We start from the raw sequence: 16,483 nt of genomic DNA on the forward strand, positions 1-16,483 counted from the left end.
CGCGTTCCCCAGCCGCTTACAAGAGAAGTGCCTCAAGCGTGGTCAAACTCCTCGAGGGCAAGCTTCATTCGTTTATGCCCGATGCTATCGACGTCCTTAGGTGTCTGGCCGTGCTCGCTGGACCTGCGTCTGCAAAAGCGTTGGCTGACGCAATGCAATTGTCGGAAACCAATATAAGAATCCGTCTGTGCGACGCTATGGATTCGCAGTTCGTCTGGACAGAGGATGGGCGATTCACCTTTTCGCACGATCGGTTTCGGGAAGCGGTTCTCAACGGCATGACCTATCGGGAACGTCTCGAAGGACACCTGCGCGTTGGTAGAAACTTGTTGGAAAGCAGCGCAAACGATGAATTGTCAGTGGGCGCGTTCGCTATCGTTCAACAATTGAACATGGCGATGCCCGTTGTGGACGGTCCAGATGAGCGTCGACGGATTGCGCTGCTCAACCTTGAGGCCGCACGGCTGGCCAAAGAGGCCACTGCTTATGCCTCGGCGAGATCGTATCTTTCGTGTGCACGGATGTTTGCGCAGGACGCGGACCAGCGTGAAACCATAGGCGCATTGATTGAACTTCGCCTTGGCGAATGTGAATTCCTGACGATGGAGATGAGCCGTGCAGAGAATCGCCTGAGTCGGTTGCGTGTTGACCTGCTGAACCATAAGAACAAGGCGGAACTGGCACGTCTGCGCGTCGCCCTGCACGTAGCGCTCGACCAACCGAAACTCGCACTCCAGGTCGGACTGCGCTATCTCGCCGAGGAAACAGGCATCGTTCTACCGTTGTCTCCAACCGATGAGGAAGTCGACGCGGAATACCTGGAATTCAGAACACTTTATTCGGACCGAAGCATCAATGATCTGGTGGCGGCGCCACTGAATCAGGACGAGAACGTGAGGTACGCGATGGACGTACTCGCTGACCTCAAACCGGCGGCTCTGTTCACCGATCTGAATCTCAAGGATACGGTCGTCTTGCGAATGAGTTCACTTAGTCTGAAATTTGGTAATTGTGATGCATCCTGCTATGCCTATGTCTGCCTCAGTCTTGTCGTAGGCGCCAGGTATGGCGACTACCGCACTGCATCCCAATTTGGCGAGCTCGCTATGCGTTTGTCGCCCGAGAGGGGGCTGTCCCGTTTCCAGGGGCGTGTTCAGATGTGTTACGGAACACTGAACCTGCCATGGACCGGTCCAGCAACAGTTGCGCGACAGCACATCCGTGAGTCGATCCGACTCACGACGCAACAAGGCGACTTGACCTTCGCGATCTACTCGAGGCGACATCTGGCGACAAATCTGCTCTTCTGCGGAGCGCCACTTTCCGACGCACAGTCAACGGTAGAGGAGGGCCTCGTCCTCGCGCGGCAGGCAAACTTTGCGATCGTAATCGACGCGTTTGTCGCGCAGGCGTGGTTTATTAATGCCATGCGCGGTGCTCCTGTTGACTTGGGAATTTCCGAGGACTGCCCTGACTACGCGGCGCTCTTGGAAAATAGTCTTGGTGGAAAGTTCTATCGCGACATCGCAGCCTTCGCATTCTGGACCTATCAACTACAGGTTGCCTATAATTTCCGGGATTTTGAAACCGCACTTCGTGCTGAGGAAAACGCAAATCGAATTGCGTGGTCGTCCCGCTCGTTTCTTGAGATTGCGGAATTCAATTTCTACAGCGCGCTCCTCAGATTGGCGATGGCTCGCCATTCGACTGTGGAGGAAAAGGAGGTGCATCTCCGTATCGCGAATGACCGCTTGTCGATCGTCACGAAGTGGTCGAGCAACTGCCCCAGCAATTTTTTATCTCGAGAGAAGCTGATTCAAGGCGAACTTGCCTATGTGGAAAACCGGATTCTTGATGCGCAAAGTCTCTACGAGGCGGCCATTCAATTGTCTACCGAGTCGGACGCTTTGCATCTTCAGGGGCTGTCGTGCGAGCTTGCTGCGCACTTTTGCGCGGCCCAGCGTTGGCATACCGCCGAGCAAGGTTACATGAAGCGGGCCTGGAATGCCTACGCGTGTTGGGGGGCCGATTCGATGCTTCGACGCATCGAACAGAAGTTCGCGTACCTTAAGCCAACGGCCGAAACGGCGGTAACGCCTGAACATCTGGTGCGAGGGTACCAGTTCGACGCGCGCGCGATGCTTCGCGCAGCACAGGCGTTGTCGAGTGAGATTTCTCTGGCCAGGCTGATTCACGTACTTCTTGAGAACGTGCAGCAATACGCAGGAGCCGACCGGGCGGTGTTGTGCCTTCTCATGGATGGGATCCTGACCGTCGCGGCACAGGCAACGTATTCCAGGAGCACGGCCGACGTCAGAATGGAGAGAGGCGTGGCGTCGCCCGAGATCTTGCCCACGGCGATCGCCTACTTCACGCTCAGGACGCAAGAATCGCTCGTGCTTCGAGACGCGAGAGAGGACCCTCATTATGGGGTTGACGTCTACATCATAGAGCGTCAGCCACGCTCGATCCTTTGCGTGCCGCTCGTCAAGCAAGGCAAGCTACTGGGGCTGCTCTACATGGAGAACAGTCTGATCGCAGGCATCTTCACCGTGGACAATGTACAGATGCTGGAGGTGCTCGCTTCACAGGCAGCAATTTCATTGGAGAATGTGCGGCTCTATGAAGACCTCCAAACGGAAAACCTTATGCGGGCTGCGACAGAAAGCAATCTTCGCGAGACGCAGGAAAGACTCGACAAAGTCGCCAAATTGACGGCGATGGGCGAACTGGTCGCTTCAATCGTTCACGAGGTTAGCCAGCCATTGAGTGCTATCGGTACCTGCTCTAGAGCCGCGCTGCGATGGCTTAATCGAGAGACACCGGATATTGGAGAGGTGCGCGGCATGCTGGACCAGATATCGGCCGATAGTATGCGGGCAGCCAATATTGTGACAAGCCTGCGCGCCATGACCAAACGGACGGCACCTCGGCTCGACACACTCGACGTGAACGAGGCGATACGGGAGGTGCTCGGACTGGTCCGCGGACAGCTGCGCAACGGAGGCATAGTCGTTCGTGGGAATTTTGATTCTGGAAGCCTGAACGTGCGAGGGGACCGGATCCTGCTGCAACAGGTGCTCATGAATCTGGTCGTCAACGCTTGCGAGGCAATGAGCGATACAGGGCAAAGGGAAAAGGTCATTGAAATCAAAACCCGGATGGACGAAGAGAATACGCTGTGGGTTGCAGTGTCAGATACCGGTCACGGCATCGCGGCCGAGTCGGCGCCGGCGCTCTTCGACTCGTTCTTCACAACGAAAGACTCAGGGATGGGCATGGGCTTGTCCATTTGCAAATCTATTGTCGAGGCTCACGGCGGTAGCATTGAGGCAGTTTCTGATGTTCTAGGCGGTGCCTGCTTTCAATTCTCTGTTCCCCAGTCTGCGGGGAATTAGTGGCCGACGTCACCCCGAAAAGCGTTGCCTTGATTTCCGATCTGCCCTTCACTGACGCGCGCTATTGGTCAATCTTCGGAGAAATAGGGCACTGTAGATAGGCCAATGGACCGCTTTTTTGCGACCTATAATCCTCACATTGGTTTGCTTGAATGGTAGCTCTTCACTGAACGGTCGAGCAGACCAAACATCTCGATGTCGGTTACAAACATCAGACAATAAATTCCGGCGTCTGGACGCTAGACGGACCGGAATTTTCTGCTGAAATTCGTTTGCACTACCGAGCTTGGCAACGCCATAATTGCGGGTATCGACGCCGGTGACTAATGGCTCCACGCGTCAAGGGTCGCGATTGTGAGGCCGACGTTGTCGCACAGCATTAACTGATCAAAGGGGTACGAGATGATTTCGGGAGCGCTTTCGACGCCGCTTCAAGGCAGCAATGCGAACATGTCTCCGGTGGTTTACATTTTGGATGACGATGAGTCTATGCGGAACGCGCTCGGTGCGCTTTTACGCTCCGTCGATTTACGTGCAGAGACATTTGCGTCGCCGAAGGAATTTCTAGCCTTTCCAAAATATGCTGGCCCGAGCTGTCTGATTCTCGATGTCAGGCTCCGCGGCGAGAGTGGCCTCACATTTCATCAGGAAATCGCAAAGAGCGGCTTGCAAATTCCTGTGCTATTCATTACAGGACATGGCGATATCGAAATGTCTGTCAGGGCGATGAAAGCAGGTGCGCGCGATTTTTTCCCGAAGCCATTTCGCGATCAGGACATGTTGGACGCTGTCGCCGAAGCGTTGAAATATGATGTCGAACGCATCTCAGCAGAACAATCTCTTGCTGCTGTGCGCAGCGCGTATGAATCCCTGACGCCCCGTGAACGGGATGTACTAGGTTATGTGTTAGCTGGCCTGATGAACAAGCAAATCGCCTCGGAAATGGAATTAAGCGAGATAACAGTAAAAATTCATCGTGGACAAATGATGAAGAAAATGGAGTCGCGCTCAGTAGCCGAACTGGTTAGAAAAGCCGAAGCTATCCACATCGCGCCAAGCCATCCTAAAGCCCATTAAGGCTGTTACCTCGGCGTAGGGTTCCTACGTCGCTGCCTGCTGGGGTAGCAGCCAACCGCAATGCACGTTCGCTCCGGCGCACTTGCCTCCTTGCCGAATATACCGAAGTATGAGTGATGCAAACTATGGTTTGGTCGCGGCACCCACTCGTAGCATGGCGTGGTGGAATTCTTCGGGATATTGTTGGTTAAACATTGCGCGCTTCCAACCAGCTTTACGCGCACAGTAACAAGTACGGGGAGCCACCTTCTGTTTTTCATTCCGCCCTGTATTCGCACAACTTCACACGAAGAGCGAGGTCCGTGGCGTGCGTATCGCTCAGATTATTTCCATCGTGGACGACGATGAAGCCGTCTGCGTAGCAACCTCCGCCCTGGTGCGCTCGCTAGGTTGGCAAGCAAACATATTCCCGTCGGCGCAGGCCTTTTTGCAGTCTGGAAAAATTGTCGACACTGCGTGCCTTATCTCCGATGTGAGAATGCCAAACATGTCTGGCGTCGAGATGCACCAAGATTTGGTGCGACTCGGCCATACTATACCCACCATTTTTGTCACCGCCTTTCCGACTGAGACTCTTCGCGCCACAGTCATTAACAATGGCGCGTTAGCGCTTCTCGAGAAGCCGGTCGATGCGGCCGTCCTCGAACACTATCTTAGTGCGGCCCTTGGTAAGCCGTAGTGCTTGAGTCTTCGCAAAGCTAGTCGTCTTCGTGCAGGTGTAGCGGACTAAACGGTATGGTTTGATCTCCGCTGGGTAGATCCGAGGAAGTCCACCCACCGCCCAATGCGCCTACCAGTGCAACCGCCGTTTGCAAGCGCCGGGTTTCCACCTGGACTTCGGCTATCTGCGCGGTCAATGTGGCTATCTGCGCGACTGTCACGTTCAGGTAGTTGTCGAGGCCGCCTGTATAGAGGTTCAGTGCGATGTCTTGTACCTTCGCCGCGGCCTGTAATGCCTGCCTCTGTTGTTCGGCCTCAGTGCTTAGCTTGTCGGTCAGAACCAGTTGGTCTTCCACCTGCCGGAAAGCATCAAGTACAACCGAGCGGTAGTGATCCGCGGTCTGGACATATATCGATCTGCTTTGCTGCAATTCAGCTCTGCGCAGTCCGCCCTCAAAGATCGGTAGCATTGCGGACGCGCCGACTGCCCAGAGGCTGTTGGGTAGCGATGCCAGTGCAAAGCCGGTATCTTCAAAACCCGCCGAAGCGCTAAGACGAATGTTGGGATAGAACGCGGCGCGGGCCACGCCAATGGCGGCGTTGGCCGCTGCCATGGCACGCTCGGCCTGGGCTACATCGGGCCTCCGTTGAAGCAGGTCGGACGGTACCCCCACGGGTACCGTCGGGACCGCGGCCGACGCGTTCGTCAAAGCCGGCAGCGTGAAGGTCGACGGATTCACCCCCGCCAGCACAGCAACGGCATGCACCAGCACAGCGCGCTGCGCCTGGACGTCGGTGTCCGCAGCCTGAGCCGAAGCGAGCTGGTTCTGGGCACGTGCAACATCGAGGCCAGAAGAAATCTTGCCGGCGAGACGGAGCTGCACGATTCCCACTGCGTTCTGATAAAGCCGGATCGTTTGAACATAGACAGCGTGCTCGGTATCGAGACCGTGGATTGCCATGTAGTCATTTGCCAATTCCAGTTCGAGACTTAAGCGTGCGGATGCAACGTCTGCCGCCACGCCTTCTGCGTTCGCCTTCGCCTGTTTGACGCTGTTGTGGATCTGGTCCCAGAAGTCGGGTTCCCAGACTGCCGCCGCGCCATATCCATTCGAAGCCTGCTGCTCGGCGTTGCTACCGCTGTGGAACAACGCGTGAGCGGACTCCCTGTTACCAGACACGAAGGCTTGGGTAGTCAATTGTGGGAAGAGCCCCGAACGGGCTTCCGCTACAACATCGCGTGCCTGCGTATAAGATTGTTCGGCGGCCTGTAAATCAGGGTTCGACGCATCGAGCTGCGTCTCAAGCTGATCCAGTTGCGTGTCGCCGAACATCTGCCACCAGGGGCCGTGCGAGAGCTGATCCTGCGGGCTCGCAGTGACGAATGGACTCGTGCCCTGGTATCGTTCCGGTAGGAGTGTCTGCGGGGGTGTATAGACCGGCGCGAGATCGCAGCCGCCAAGCAGCGTTAGCGCTGCCCAGCAGGTGATCCGGAAAGAAGATCGAGCGCGCCCCATCATTGATCCCCGTTGTCGGTTGCGGCCTGAACCTTTGCGTGCTGCGTATCACTCATGGTGGCAGCGTCTGCCCCGGGGGGGCGGAACTTTGCATCAGGCGCAATGCCCGGCACACCAGCGGCGATGCGCACCTGTTCCCCTTCTAGCGTGCCAGCAGATGGATTGAGAATCAGCCGGTCTGAACGTTTCAGACCGCCTACGATCTCGACCGTCTGACCTAGATTGCGGCCAAGTTTGACACCTTGCAGATGTACTTTATTGCTGGCGTCGAGCAGTGCGACCTGCATCCCTTGCGCGCGAAACAGCAACGCCTGCTCGGGGACGATCAGCACACCATGATCGGATGGTGCGACGAAATGCACGTCTGCGTAGGTGCCCGGCCAAATCAGGTGATCTGGGTTAGGGATGAGCAATTCTGTCACCACAGTGCGCGTCTGCGGATTGAATGCGTTCGCTGTCGTGTCGAAAGATGCCTTGAACACCCGATCAGGATACTGCGGCAACGTAAGCGTGGCTGTGAGGCCGGGTTCGAGCATTCCGGAGTAATCCTGTGGCACGGAAACAAAGACTCGCATCTCGTGAATGTCCGCCACGCTGAACAATTCGTCATCCGAACCGCGTGCGCCGACGTCGCCACCGGCTCCGTTGACGTAGTTGCCCACGTCGGTATTCCGAGACGTGACTACACCGTCGAAAGGAGCAACGATCTTCTTGAAAGCCTCCAGTACCTTGAAGCGCGCGACCTTGTGCTCGGCTGCGTGGACTTGCGCCATCTGCACGGCAGCATCAGCGACCTTCACGTCTACTTCCTGTTGCGAAACCGCCTGGGTGCCGGCGAGCGAGCTCCAACGAGCCGCGGTGACCTTCGCGAGCTGGTAGTTCGTTTGCGCGACCTCGAGGTCTGCGAGGGCGCTTTCGTATTGCTCGTCCACAGCAGGTGCGTCGACGGTTGCAAGCAGTTCGCCGGCCTTCGCCGGAGCCCCGTAATCCTTGAACCACTTGGTCACATAGCCCGAGACTTGCGCATAGATCGGCGCATAAGACCACGCCTTGATCGTGCCAGGTAGCGTAATTGAGCGCGTTGCGGGCCCAGGCGCTGGTGAGATGATCTGTACTTGAGGGATCGATTCCTCAGAGGCGACATTCCGCAGGTCCGCCACATTGCTATAGCGTCGGGTGATGCCGAGGATGATGAATCCGGCTGCCAGCAGGGCAGCCAATGCTGCCAGCAGCCAGGCCGGCATACGGCGCGAGAGTGAAACTTCCTGATTCGCGTTCATGCGTGCGACTCCATGTTAGTGCTTCTGTCACGGTGCAAGAGTGCAAAAACACACGGCACAAACAGTAGCGTGGCGAAGGTCGCGCACAGCAGACCACCGATGACGGCGCGTCCTAGCGGTGCGTTCTGGGTATTGCTGAAGGACATTGGCAGCATGCCGATGATCATTGCGAGCGCGGTCATCAAAACCGGCCTGATCCGTGCAAATCCTGCCTCGATCGCCGCCTCTACAGCATTGCCGTGGGCGGCGAGACGCTCACGGGCGAACGAGACCACCAGAATCGAATTCGCAGTCGCAGTCCCCATGCACATGATGGCTCCGGTCAGCGCCGGCACGGATAGGGTGGTGTTGGTCAGAAAGAGACTCCAGACAATTCCGGCCAGCGCGGCGGGCAACGCGGTGATGATGATGAACGGGTCCAGCCATGACTGAAAGTTCACGACGATGACGAGATAGACGAGCAGGATCGACAGCGCCAGCCCGGCGAGCAATTGGGCATACGCGCTGCGCATGGTCTGGCCTTGACCGAGCAGGCGTACGCTGGCGCCGCGCGGGATTTCGTGCTTCATACCCGCGACGACGTGATCCACTGCATCCTGTACCGCACCGAGGTCGCGTTGCTGATTGCTGACGAAAATGTCGATCACCGGCAGGATGCTGTAGTGCGACGCAAGCAAGGGCGTACCGGTCTGGCTGATGCGGCTCAGTGCACCTAGAAGCTGCGGGCCATTACCACTTGTGCCATCGTTCGTCCCATCGATAGGAATGGTCTCGAGATCGTTAACCGAGCTCAACTCATCCTGTGGAGTTTGAAGGTTCACGAGGTGCGACACACCAGCTGAGGTATCGAGCCAGTAGGTCGGTGCGGTCTGGCCGCTACCGGACAGCGTAGCGAGCGCGTTGTTGGCAATGTCAGCCTCAGTCAGATTAATACCGGAAGCGAACGACCTCGACGCGGCGATCTTCAAGGTAGGCTGGTTGAGCGTTTGCTGGATATTGACGTCGGCGCTACCAGGAATGCGACGCAGATTTGCGGCCAAGGCTTGCGCATAGGCGAAATTGGCGTCTTGTGAGCTACCGGCTATCTGTACGTCAATTGGTGCTGGGAGTCCAAAGTTGAGAATCTTTGCCGTGATGTCGCCCGGCAGGAACGTGAAGGCCGTTCCTGGGAACAGTCTGGGAAGTTCGCGCCGCAGCTTGAAACGGTAGTCGTCGACGGGTGAGCGGTTGCTCTTCAGACTGATTGTGATATCGCAGTCTTGCGGGCCGATCGTGCCGGTCGAGTTATACGCCTCGTTAATGCCGCTTACGGGGAGGCCGCAATTGTCCAGAACGTTGGTGACCTCGCCAGGCAGGATTTTGCGGATCGATGCGTTGACGAGGACCGCAATCTCGGATGCGTCTTCAAGACGCGTACCGACCGGCGCCCTCATATGCATATCGATCTCTCCGGACTTGATACCCGGGAAGAAGTCACGTCCGAGAAAGCCAAGCAGGGCAAGTGACGCGAACGCTCCGATGGAGAATAGCGTCACAAAGCGCCGTCGCTGCATGACGACGCGCGTCAGCGTGCTGCGATACGCCACGCGAAACTGCGTGAAGCGATGCTCGAAACCGCGCTGAAAGCGCGTGAATATGCCCGAATGCTCCACCGGTCCCCGCTTGCGCTGCTCAACCTGGCCGCGTAACAGGTAGGCCGCCATGGTCGGCACCAATGTGCGCGAGAGAATGAATGACGCGATCATCGCGAAAATGATGGCTTCGGCGAGTGGCACGAACAAATAACCCGCGACGCCGCCGAGTTGGAATAGAGGCAGCCATACGATACAAATGCACAACGTGGCAACAAAAGTCGGAACAACGATCTGGTTCGCGGCGGTGATGATGCCCGGCTCAAGCTCAGCACCGGCTTCTAGGTGAGCGTCGATGTTTTCGATCATCACGGTTGCGTCGTCGACGAGAATGCCGACTGCAAGCGCAAGTCCACCAAGGGTCATGATATTGATAGTCTGTCCGCACCACGAGAGCGCCAGCACGGAGCAGAGGATGGCCAGCGGAATCGACGTAGCAACGATGAGGGTCGCACGCCAACTCCCGAGAAAAAGCAATACCGTGAGGCCGGTCAGGATGGCAGCGGTGATCATCTCCTGGACCACTTCTTTCACCGAGTCGCGCACGAAGCCAGATGCGTCGTTCAAAGTGGTGATCTGCACACCTGGTGGCAGGGTGCGGATGATGCCTGGCAGCACTTTCTTGATCCCGCTTACGACTTGCAGCGTCGAGGCATTGCCGCTCTTGAGGATCTGGATAAGCACCGCTTGCTTGCCTTTCACCAGAACCGCATTAGTCTGCGGTGGTGAGCCGCTGTGGACATAGGCCACATCGCGCAGATACACCGTCACGCCGTTGACGGTCTTGACCGGCAGGTTGTTGAATGTCGCCACTTCCACCGGACTGGCGTTCGTTTCGACCAGAAAATCCAGCGCACCAATTTTCTGGTCGCCGGCGGGAAGCACGACATTCTGTGACTTCAACGCATTGCCGACGTCTACGGCGGAAAGTCCGTGAGCCATCAGCTTGGTTTGGTCAAGATCGATTTCTACGTTGAGGGCCGCGCCACCGTATGGCGCAGGAATGGCGGCGCCTGGCACGGCAACCAGTTGCGGGCGGATCAGGTTCGACGCCAGGTCGTATACTTGGGCGGCGGTCAATCCTTGCGCTGACACTTGCAGATCGAGAACCGGAACGTCGGAAGCGCTATACGATAAGACTTGTGGTGGGGTAATGCCGTCAGGCAACTGCTTTAACACCGTTTGTGATATCGAAGTAATCTGCGCCTGTGCGGCGGCTATGTCGGTTCCGGGCTGGAAAAAAATCTTGACGATACCGCGCCCGTAGAGCGATTGACTTTCAATGTGTTCGATATTGTCGACCGTCGCAGTCAGGGCGCGTTCGTAGTAGTAGATAACGCGGCCCGACATGTCCTGTGGCGACAGGCCGTTGTAGGTCCACACCACGGCGACAACCGGAATCTTGATGTCGGGAAAAATGTCTGTTGGGGTCTTGCGTACGGCCGTTGCGCCGAACAACAGGATCAGGATGCCCATTACGACAAAAGTCAGTGGGCGGCGCAGTGCGATCAGGACAATGGCGTTCATGACTTTTGTAGGAGTTCTGCGAAACAGCGGAAAGGGACAAAGGCTGTGACTGCGTGGCGCTCACTTGAGCATGTAACCAGCACCTCGGAAAGTATGAATATGCGGCCCCGTATCCTGCGCGGCCAGCTTCCTTCTCAACTTTCCGACGTGGACGTCGATGCGGTTCGTGTGCGGATCGAAGTGGCAATTCCACACGTCTTCGAAAATCATCGTGCGCGTCACGATCTGATCGGCGCGGCGCATCAGACATTCGAGCACTTTCAACTCGGTGGGTCTCAGATCCAGGGTATGGCCGTTATGCGTTGCCTTCCTCTTTAAGAGGTCGAGTTCGAGCGCCCCAATGCGCAAGGCGGTTTCAATCGCAGCATCGGAGTGTTTAGTGCGCGGTACCTGATTGCCGAGATCATTTGATTCTCGAATGCGCTCTTCCACCATCGACATTACGTCTGCATCCAGCACAAGCGAATCAACGCCGGCGCTGCGAATGGCGGATAGCACTGCATGCCCGATAGCCGCAGCAGAAATCTGATCTAGCGCGATAAACGCCTGGAGGTTAGACATGCTATCAACCGGTGTTGAGGCGCGTGTGCTCCGCACTTCCGTATTGAGACCATGTTGATTTAGCAGAGCGTCATCATCGACGGAAGGTATCGTAAGCATGATTTATACGTCCAATGAGGGCAATTTCCTTACGCCGAGTAACGTGATGGCTGATGGAATGGATTGCGTTTTTACGGATGTGGCTAAAGGCAGCGTCGGCCATGCTTCAAGATAACTGCTCTGATTTCGTGAGGCCAGCATACAAACCGATGCCGGTGATTGCACGTGTATATCGGCGTTTCATACTCGGGTATGGCTTTGAAACCGATAAGTTATTTGTCAGGATTCAGGTCCAGGCCCAGCGGCAACAGCCACGCGAAATCGATCCAGCGTACTGCTTGGCTCGGACATACGTATGTATGAACTCCGCACGCGTGAGCAGGGGCGATCGCACCGATTCGTATGATTTTGTTTTTGTGTATCTGCACGTATCTTGATTTCATGTCAGCACGTCTTGTGCTGTTCCGAATGGCCGTGTGCAACCAATCGACTTGCTCGAATCCGGGTATTTCTTCACATCGCCTGACCGATGTTGCGTCGGTCGCACTTTATAGATGAGTCAGAGTATGAACAAGCTGGAAGCTATCCGTGTCTTCATGCGTGTTGCTGAACTCAGTAGCTTTTCTCTTGCTGGTAAGCAATTGAACAAGTCACCGGCCGCAATCACGCGCAACGTCGCGATGCTGGAGGCGCAACTCAATATGCGTCTGATGAACCGCTCGACGCGCAGTCTGTCACTTACCGAGGCGGGCAAGGTTTACCTCGATGGGTGCCGCGCCGTCACCCGGGCTCTCGATGAGGTCGAGTCGGGCCTGGTTCGTACCGCACACGACCACTGCGGTGTACTTCGTATTGCTTCGCCGGCAGTGTTTGCTACGACTGGTCTTGCGTCGTTGCTGGCGTCATATCGCACAATTGCCCCTCGAGTAGATTTCGAGGTAACGACGTCCGATGGGCCGATCGACGTGATCGAAGGGGGCTTCGACGTGTGCTTTTCCACAGACCGCTATCCAATCAGTTCTTCGCTCGTCTGCCGCCCGCTGATAACAATCAAGGAGATCCTAGTCGCTGCCCCGGCATATCTGGCGCGGCGGGGGGAGCCTACCAGTCCGTTCAGCCTTCAGCAGCATGATCTGCTAACGGAGCGCGACGGAGCCCGCTCGTGGGAGTTCGCTGACGGGACTGGAGTACAGAAAATCACGGTGAGCAGCATCCTCAGTGCTACCAGTAGTGCTGCGGTTCGTTCTGCGGCTTTGGCCAACATGGGTATCGCGTTGCTGCCCATTCCGCTTGTCGCAGATGACATCGCAAAGGCAAGGTTGGTGCCGCTACTCGATCGCTACCAGATAAACGGCGGTCCGCAACACATCGCGCTCGTCTACTACGAACGCAGATGTCTTACCGCGAAGGTGAGCAGCTTTATCGACTTCGTGCTCGACCGATTCAGCAAGCCGCCTATCCAGGAGTCGGCAGCCACTTTGCGTGTGGTGGCATAGCCCTCAGCGGCATGCACCGCATACAGCTCTCGCGTAGGCGAGGCGCCCTTTTTGATTTGTAACCCTCGGAAACGACGATGCTGCTCACTGTCATTGCCTACTTCGGTGGCGCGCTCGCTATTCTCAGCCTGTGCATCTTGCCGGTGCTGCCCTTCCTGTTTTCGCGAAACAGACAACGGTTCGCTGCAAGGATGTTGCCAATACTCATCGGAGCGGCGTCGACAGTCGCGATCGTAGCGACGCTGACAATCGTTGGTGGCCGCGAGCAGAGGCCCCCAGATCGCTTGTCCCCTGAAAAGGATTCGATTGGCCTAGCTCCCTCAATTGGGTCTGGTCGTCGGCTTGGCGGCGGGATAACCGAGCTGGCTCATTGGAACCTGTCGGGTGGAGTGATGAAGGTATCGGACCACAGTACGGGCGCATACAAAGCACTGTTGCCTGTGGAGGGAGCGTTGCCTCCGCTGGGCGGCTCCGTCCAGTGGTTGAATTCGCCGCCTCTGACGGATCAGAACCTGCGTGGCAAGGTGGTTGTGATCAACATATGGACGTACTCGTGCATCAACTGCCTGCGCTCGCTTCCGTATGTAAAAGCTTGGGCAGACAAATATAAAAGTCAGGGACTGGTGGTTATCGGGGTGCATGCGCCTGAGTTCGCGTTCGAGCGCAATATTGACAATGTCAAGAGGGCGACGCATGAACTTGGCGTCGATTACCCGGTGGCTATCGACAACAATTATGCGATCTGGCGTGGTCTCGACAACGAGTATTGGCCCGCACAGTATTTTATTGATGCTCGCGGACAGATTCGGCACCACAATTTTGGCGAAGGCAACTACGCCAAATCAGAGAAGGTGATTCAGATTCTGTTGGCGGAAGCGGGGAGTTCTGATGCGACGAAGAAAGTTTCAAGTGCCGCGAACGCTGTTACGCCGGGGATAGAACTGCCTGCGGACGTCGCTGACCTGCAGTCGCCTGAGACATACATCGGTTACGCACAGGCGGATAATTTTGCATCACCAGGCGGCGAGGCGCAGGACGAGATTCACACCTATGTTGCGCCCACCCAGCCCACTGTCAATGACTGGGGTCTTGCGGGCAAATGGGACGTTGAAAAGGACCGCGCAACGCTTGCCGCAGCGTCGGGAAGCATCGTCTACCGCTTTCATGCGCGGGATCTCCACCTGGTACTGGGTCCGGGCAAGGACGGCAAACCCGTCCGCTTTCGAGTCAGTATCGATGGCGGTGCACCCGGTGATGCACACGGCACCGACGTCGCCGATGACGGCAGCGGCACCGTAACGGAGCATCGGTTGTATCAACTGGTCCGACAGAAGCACGACGTTGGCGATCACACCTTTTCTATTCAGTTTCTCGACCCCGGCGTCGAAGCGTACGCCATCACATTTGGTTGAACACGAGAGCATCAACCCGCCATAAGAGGGCGGTTTTTGAGATCGAGAAAGCCGCTCCCCGAATTTGAAGCGGCTTGCGATTTTCCAATTTTTTCAGGAGTAAACCATGGGCAAACAGACTATCGCCGATTATCTGGCAAAAACCCTTGCCGCCGCTGGCGTAGAACGAATCTGGGGCGTAACAGGTGACAGTCTGAACGGACTCGCCTTTAGCCTTGAAGAGCTCGGTTCGATTCGCTGGATGCACACGCGTCACGAGGAAAGTGCCGCGTTTGCCGCGGGAGCAGACGCAGCATCGACCGGACGGCTAGCCGTCTGCGCGGGCAGCTGCGGTCCGGGCAATCTTCATTTGATCAACGGATTGTTCGACTGCCATCGCAATCATCAGCCCGTGCTTGCAATTGCCGCACACATTCCGTCGTCGGAAATCGGTTTAGGCTATTTTCAGGAGACGCATCCTCAGGAGTTGTTCCGGGAATGCAGCCATTTCGCCGAGCTCGTGACGAATCCGGAACAGTTCCCACGAGTGCTCGAACGAGCAATGCGCACGGCCATTGAGGAGCACGGCGTCGCTGTCATCGTTTTGCCCGGAGACGTCGCACTGAAAGAGTGTCCGCACCCGGTCGGCCTGTGGAGCGAAATATCCCCAGCGGCGATTATTCCCGCGACTGCCGATATTGACCGTCTGGCGGATCTACTCAATTCATCGAAAGATGTCACGTTACTGTGCGGTAGTGGTACGGCGGGCGCGCATGACGAAGTGGTTGCGCTGGCGCAAGCGCTTAAGGCACCGGTGGTCCATGCCCTGCGCGGCAAGCAGTTCGTCGAATGGGACAATCCGTACGACGTTGGCATGACTGGCCTGATTGGCTTTAGCTCTGGATATCATGCGATGGAGTCGTGTGACACGCTAGTGATGCTGGGTACGGATTTCCCGTACCGCGCGTTCTATCCGGGCAACGCGAAGATCGTGCAGATCGACTGGAAGGGCTCGAAGCTCGGCCATCGGGCACCGCTTACGCTCGGGCTCGTGGGGACGGTCAAGGATACGATCAGAGCGGTCCTGCCGCTTTTACAGCACAAGGATGAGCGGCGCTTTCTGGACAATGCGATCGCGCACTACACCACGGCGAGAATGGATCTCGAGGACCTTGCGGTTGCGTCTGAACCTGATAGACCCATTCATCCGCAGTATCTGACACGGCTAATCGACGAAGCGGCCGCCGACGATGCGATCTTTACCGCGGATGTCGGAACGCCCACGCTCTGGGCGGCGCGGTACCTGAGCATGAATGGCAGGCGTCAGCTGCATGGTTCATTCAATCACGGGTCCATGGCGAACGCCATGCCACAAGCGCTTGGCGCGCAGGGAGCCAACCCGGGGCGGCAAGTTGTCTCTTTGTCCGGGGACGGCGGTCTGTCAATGCTGCTCGGGGATCTGTTGACGGCACGGCAACTCGATCTTCCTATCAAAGTCGTGGTGTTCAACAACAGTCTGCTGGGATTCGTTTCCATGGAGTTGAAGGCCGGCGGCTATCTCGACACCAACGTAGATCTGAGCAAGACGGATTTCGCCGCCATTGCGAAAGCGGCCGGGATTTTCAGCATTAGGGTCGAAGAGTCCGAAGACATTGCTGCAGCCTTGAAAGCCGCCTTCGAACACCCCGGCCCGGCGCTCGTCGACGTGGTGACTTCAAAACACGAACTCGCTATGCCGCCGAAGATCGAGTTCGAACAAGCAAAGGGTTTCAGCCTGTATATGTTGCGCGCCATCCTTAACGGACGAGGGGACGAAATCGTCGAGCTTGCGAGAACCAACCTTCGCTAAGGTGTATTGAAAGCGTGATGGGATGGCCTGCAGCGCAAGAAATCGCACCGCAGGCCA

At 56.8% G+C, this 16,483-nt stretch carries 9 protein-coding genes and 1 pseudogene; 6 read left to right on the top strand and 4 right to left on the bottom strand.

Annotated elements, in window-relative coordinates; genetic code table 11:
* Positions 1-38 precede the first annotated feature (38 nt).
* From P3T24_RS04385 to P3T24_RS04395, 3 genes are all read left to right on the top strand, one after another.
* Positions 39-3,398, top strand: a complete 3,360-nt coding sequence (locus P3T24_RS04385; RefSeq protein ID WP_429432738.1) for an ATP-binding protein — start codon at positions 39-41, stop codon at positions 3,396-3,398.
* Positions 3,399-3,800: 402 nt separating this feature from the next.
* Positions 3,801-4,475, top strand: a complete 675-nt coding sequence (locus tag P3T24_RS04390; RefSeq protein ID WP_074268546.1) for a response regulator transcription factor — start codon at positions 3,801-3,803, stop codon at positions 4,473-4,475.
* A gap of 307 nt (positions 4,476-4,782) precedes the next feature.
* Entirely contained in the window at positions 4,783-5,154 is a 372-nt protein-coding gene (locus P3T24_RS04395; protein ID WP_074268545.1) for a response regulator transcription factor, read from the top strand.
* 19 nt (positions 5,155-5,173) lie between these two features.
* Here P3T24_RS04395 and P3T24_RS04400 read toward each other — a convergent pair whose 3' ends face one another.
* The 4 genes from P3T24_RS04400 to P3T24_RS04415 are packed head-to-tail and all read right to left on the bottom strand — an operon-like array spanning position 5,174 to position 11,750.
* Positions 5,174-6,655, bottom strand: coding sequence for an efflux transporter outer membrane subunit (locus tag P3T24_RS04400; protein ID WP_429410820.1), 1,482 nt, complete (start codon positions 6,653-6,655; stop codon positions 5,174-5,176).
* Entirely contained in the window at positions 6,652-7,932 is a 1,281-nt protein-coding gene (locus P3T24_RS04405) for an efflux RND transporter periplasmic adaptor subunit (protein WP_217272843.1), read from the bottom strand. Before P3T24_RS04405 ends, P3T24_RS04400 begins: the two co-directional genes overlap by 4 nt.
* Entirely contained in the window at positions 7,929-11,090 is a 3,162-nt protein-coding gene (locus P3T24_RS04410; protein ID WP_074268544.1) for an efflux RND transporter permease subunit, read from the bottom strand. The genes P3T24_RS04405 and P3T24_RS04410 overlap by 4 nt, the downstream gene beginning before the upstream one ends.
* A 60-nt stretch (positions 11,091-11,150) precedes the next feature.
* Positions 11,151-11,750: a winged helix-turn-helix domain-containing protein gene (locus tag P3T24_RS04415; RefSeq protein WP_429410823.1), complete on the bottom strand. Its 600-nt coding sequence runs from the start codon at positions 11,748-11,750 to the stop codon at positions 11,151-11,153.
* Positions 11,751-12,256: 506 nt separating this feature from the next.
* On the opposite strand from P3T24_RS04415, the gene P3T24_RS04420 reads away from it, so the two are divergent.
* The 3 genes and pseudogenes from P3T24_RS04420 to poxB all read left to right on the top strand — a co-directional run bounded on the left by P3T24_RS04420 (position 12,257) and on the right by poxB (position 16,426).
* Positions 12,257-13,186 carry a LysR family transcriptional regulator gene (locus P3T24_RS04420; protein ID WP_074268541.1) on the top strand — a complete coding sequence of 310 codons (930 nt, stop codon included), beginning with the start codon at positions 12,257-12,259 and terminating at the stop codon, positions 13,184-13,186.
* Positions 13,187-13,395: 209 nt separating this feature from the next.
* Positions 13,396-14,598: pseudogene (locus tag P3T24_RS04425) on the top strand (thioredoxin family protein); the annotation flags it as partial.
* A gap of 106 nt (positions 14,599-14,704) precedes the next feature.
* Positions 14,705-16,426: a ubiquinone-dependent pyruvate dehydrogenase gene (gene poxB, locus P3T24_RS04430; protein ID WP_074268539.1), complete on the top strand. Its 1,722-nt coding sequence runs from the start codon at positions 14,705-14,707 to the stop codon at positions 16,424-16,426.
* Positions 16,427-16,483: the final 57 nt, after the last annotated feature.

The sequence above is a fragment of the Paraburkholderia sp. GAS33 genome (assembly GCF_050436645.1).
Lineage (GTDB): Bacteria > Pseudomonadota > Gammaproteobacteria > Burkholderiales > Burkholderiaceae > Paraburkholderia > Paraburkholderia phenazinium_B.

Coding starts and splice junctions, on each gene's coding strand:
- P3T24_RS04400 (WP_429410820.1), bottom strand. CDS start 6,655: ATGATGGGGCGCGCTCGATCTTCTTTCCGGATCACCTGCTGGGCAGCG.
- poxB (WP_074268539.1), top strand. CDS start 14,705: ATGGGCAAACAGACTATCGCCGATTATCTGGCAAAAACCCTTGCCGCC.
- P3T24_RS04390 (WP_074268546.1), top strand. CDS start 3,801: ATGATTTCGGGAGCGCTTTCGACGCCGCTTCAAGGCAGCAATGCGAAC.
- P3T24_RS04410 (WP_074268544.1), bottom strand. CDS start 11,090: ATGAACGCCATTGTCCTGATCGCACTGCGCCGCCCACTGACTTTTGTC.
- P3T24_RS04420 (WP_074268541.1), top strand. CDS start 12,257: ATGAACAAGCTGGAAGCTATCCGTGTCTTCATGCGTGTTGCTGAACTC.
- P3T24_RS04415 (WP_429410823.1), bottom strand. CDS start 11,750: ATGCTTACGATACCTTCCGTCGATGATGACGCTCTGCTAAATCAACAT.
- P3T24_RS04405 (WP_217272843.1), bottom strand. CDS start 7,932: ATGAACGCGAATCAGGAAGTTTCACTCTCGCGCCGTATGCCGGCCTGG.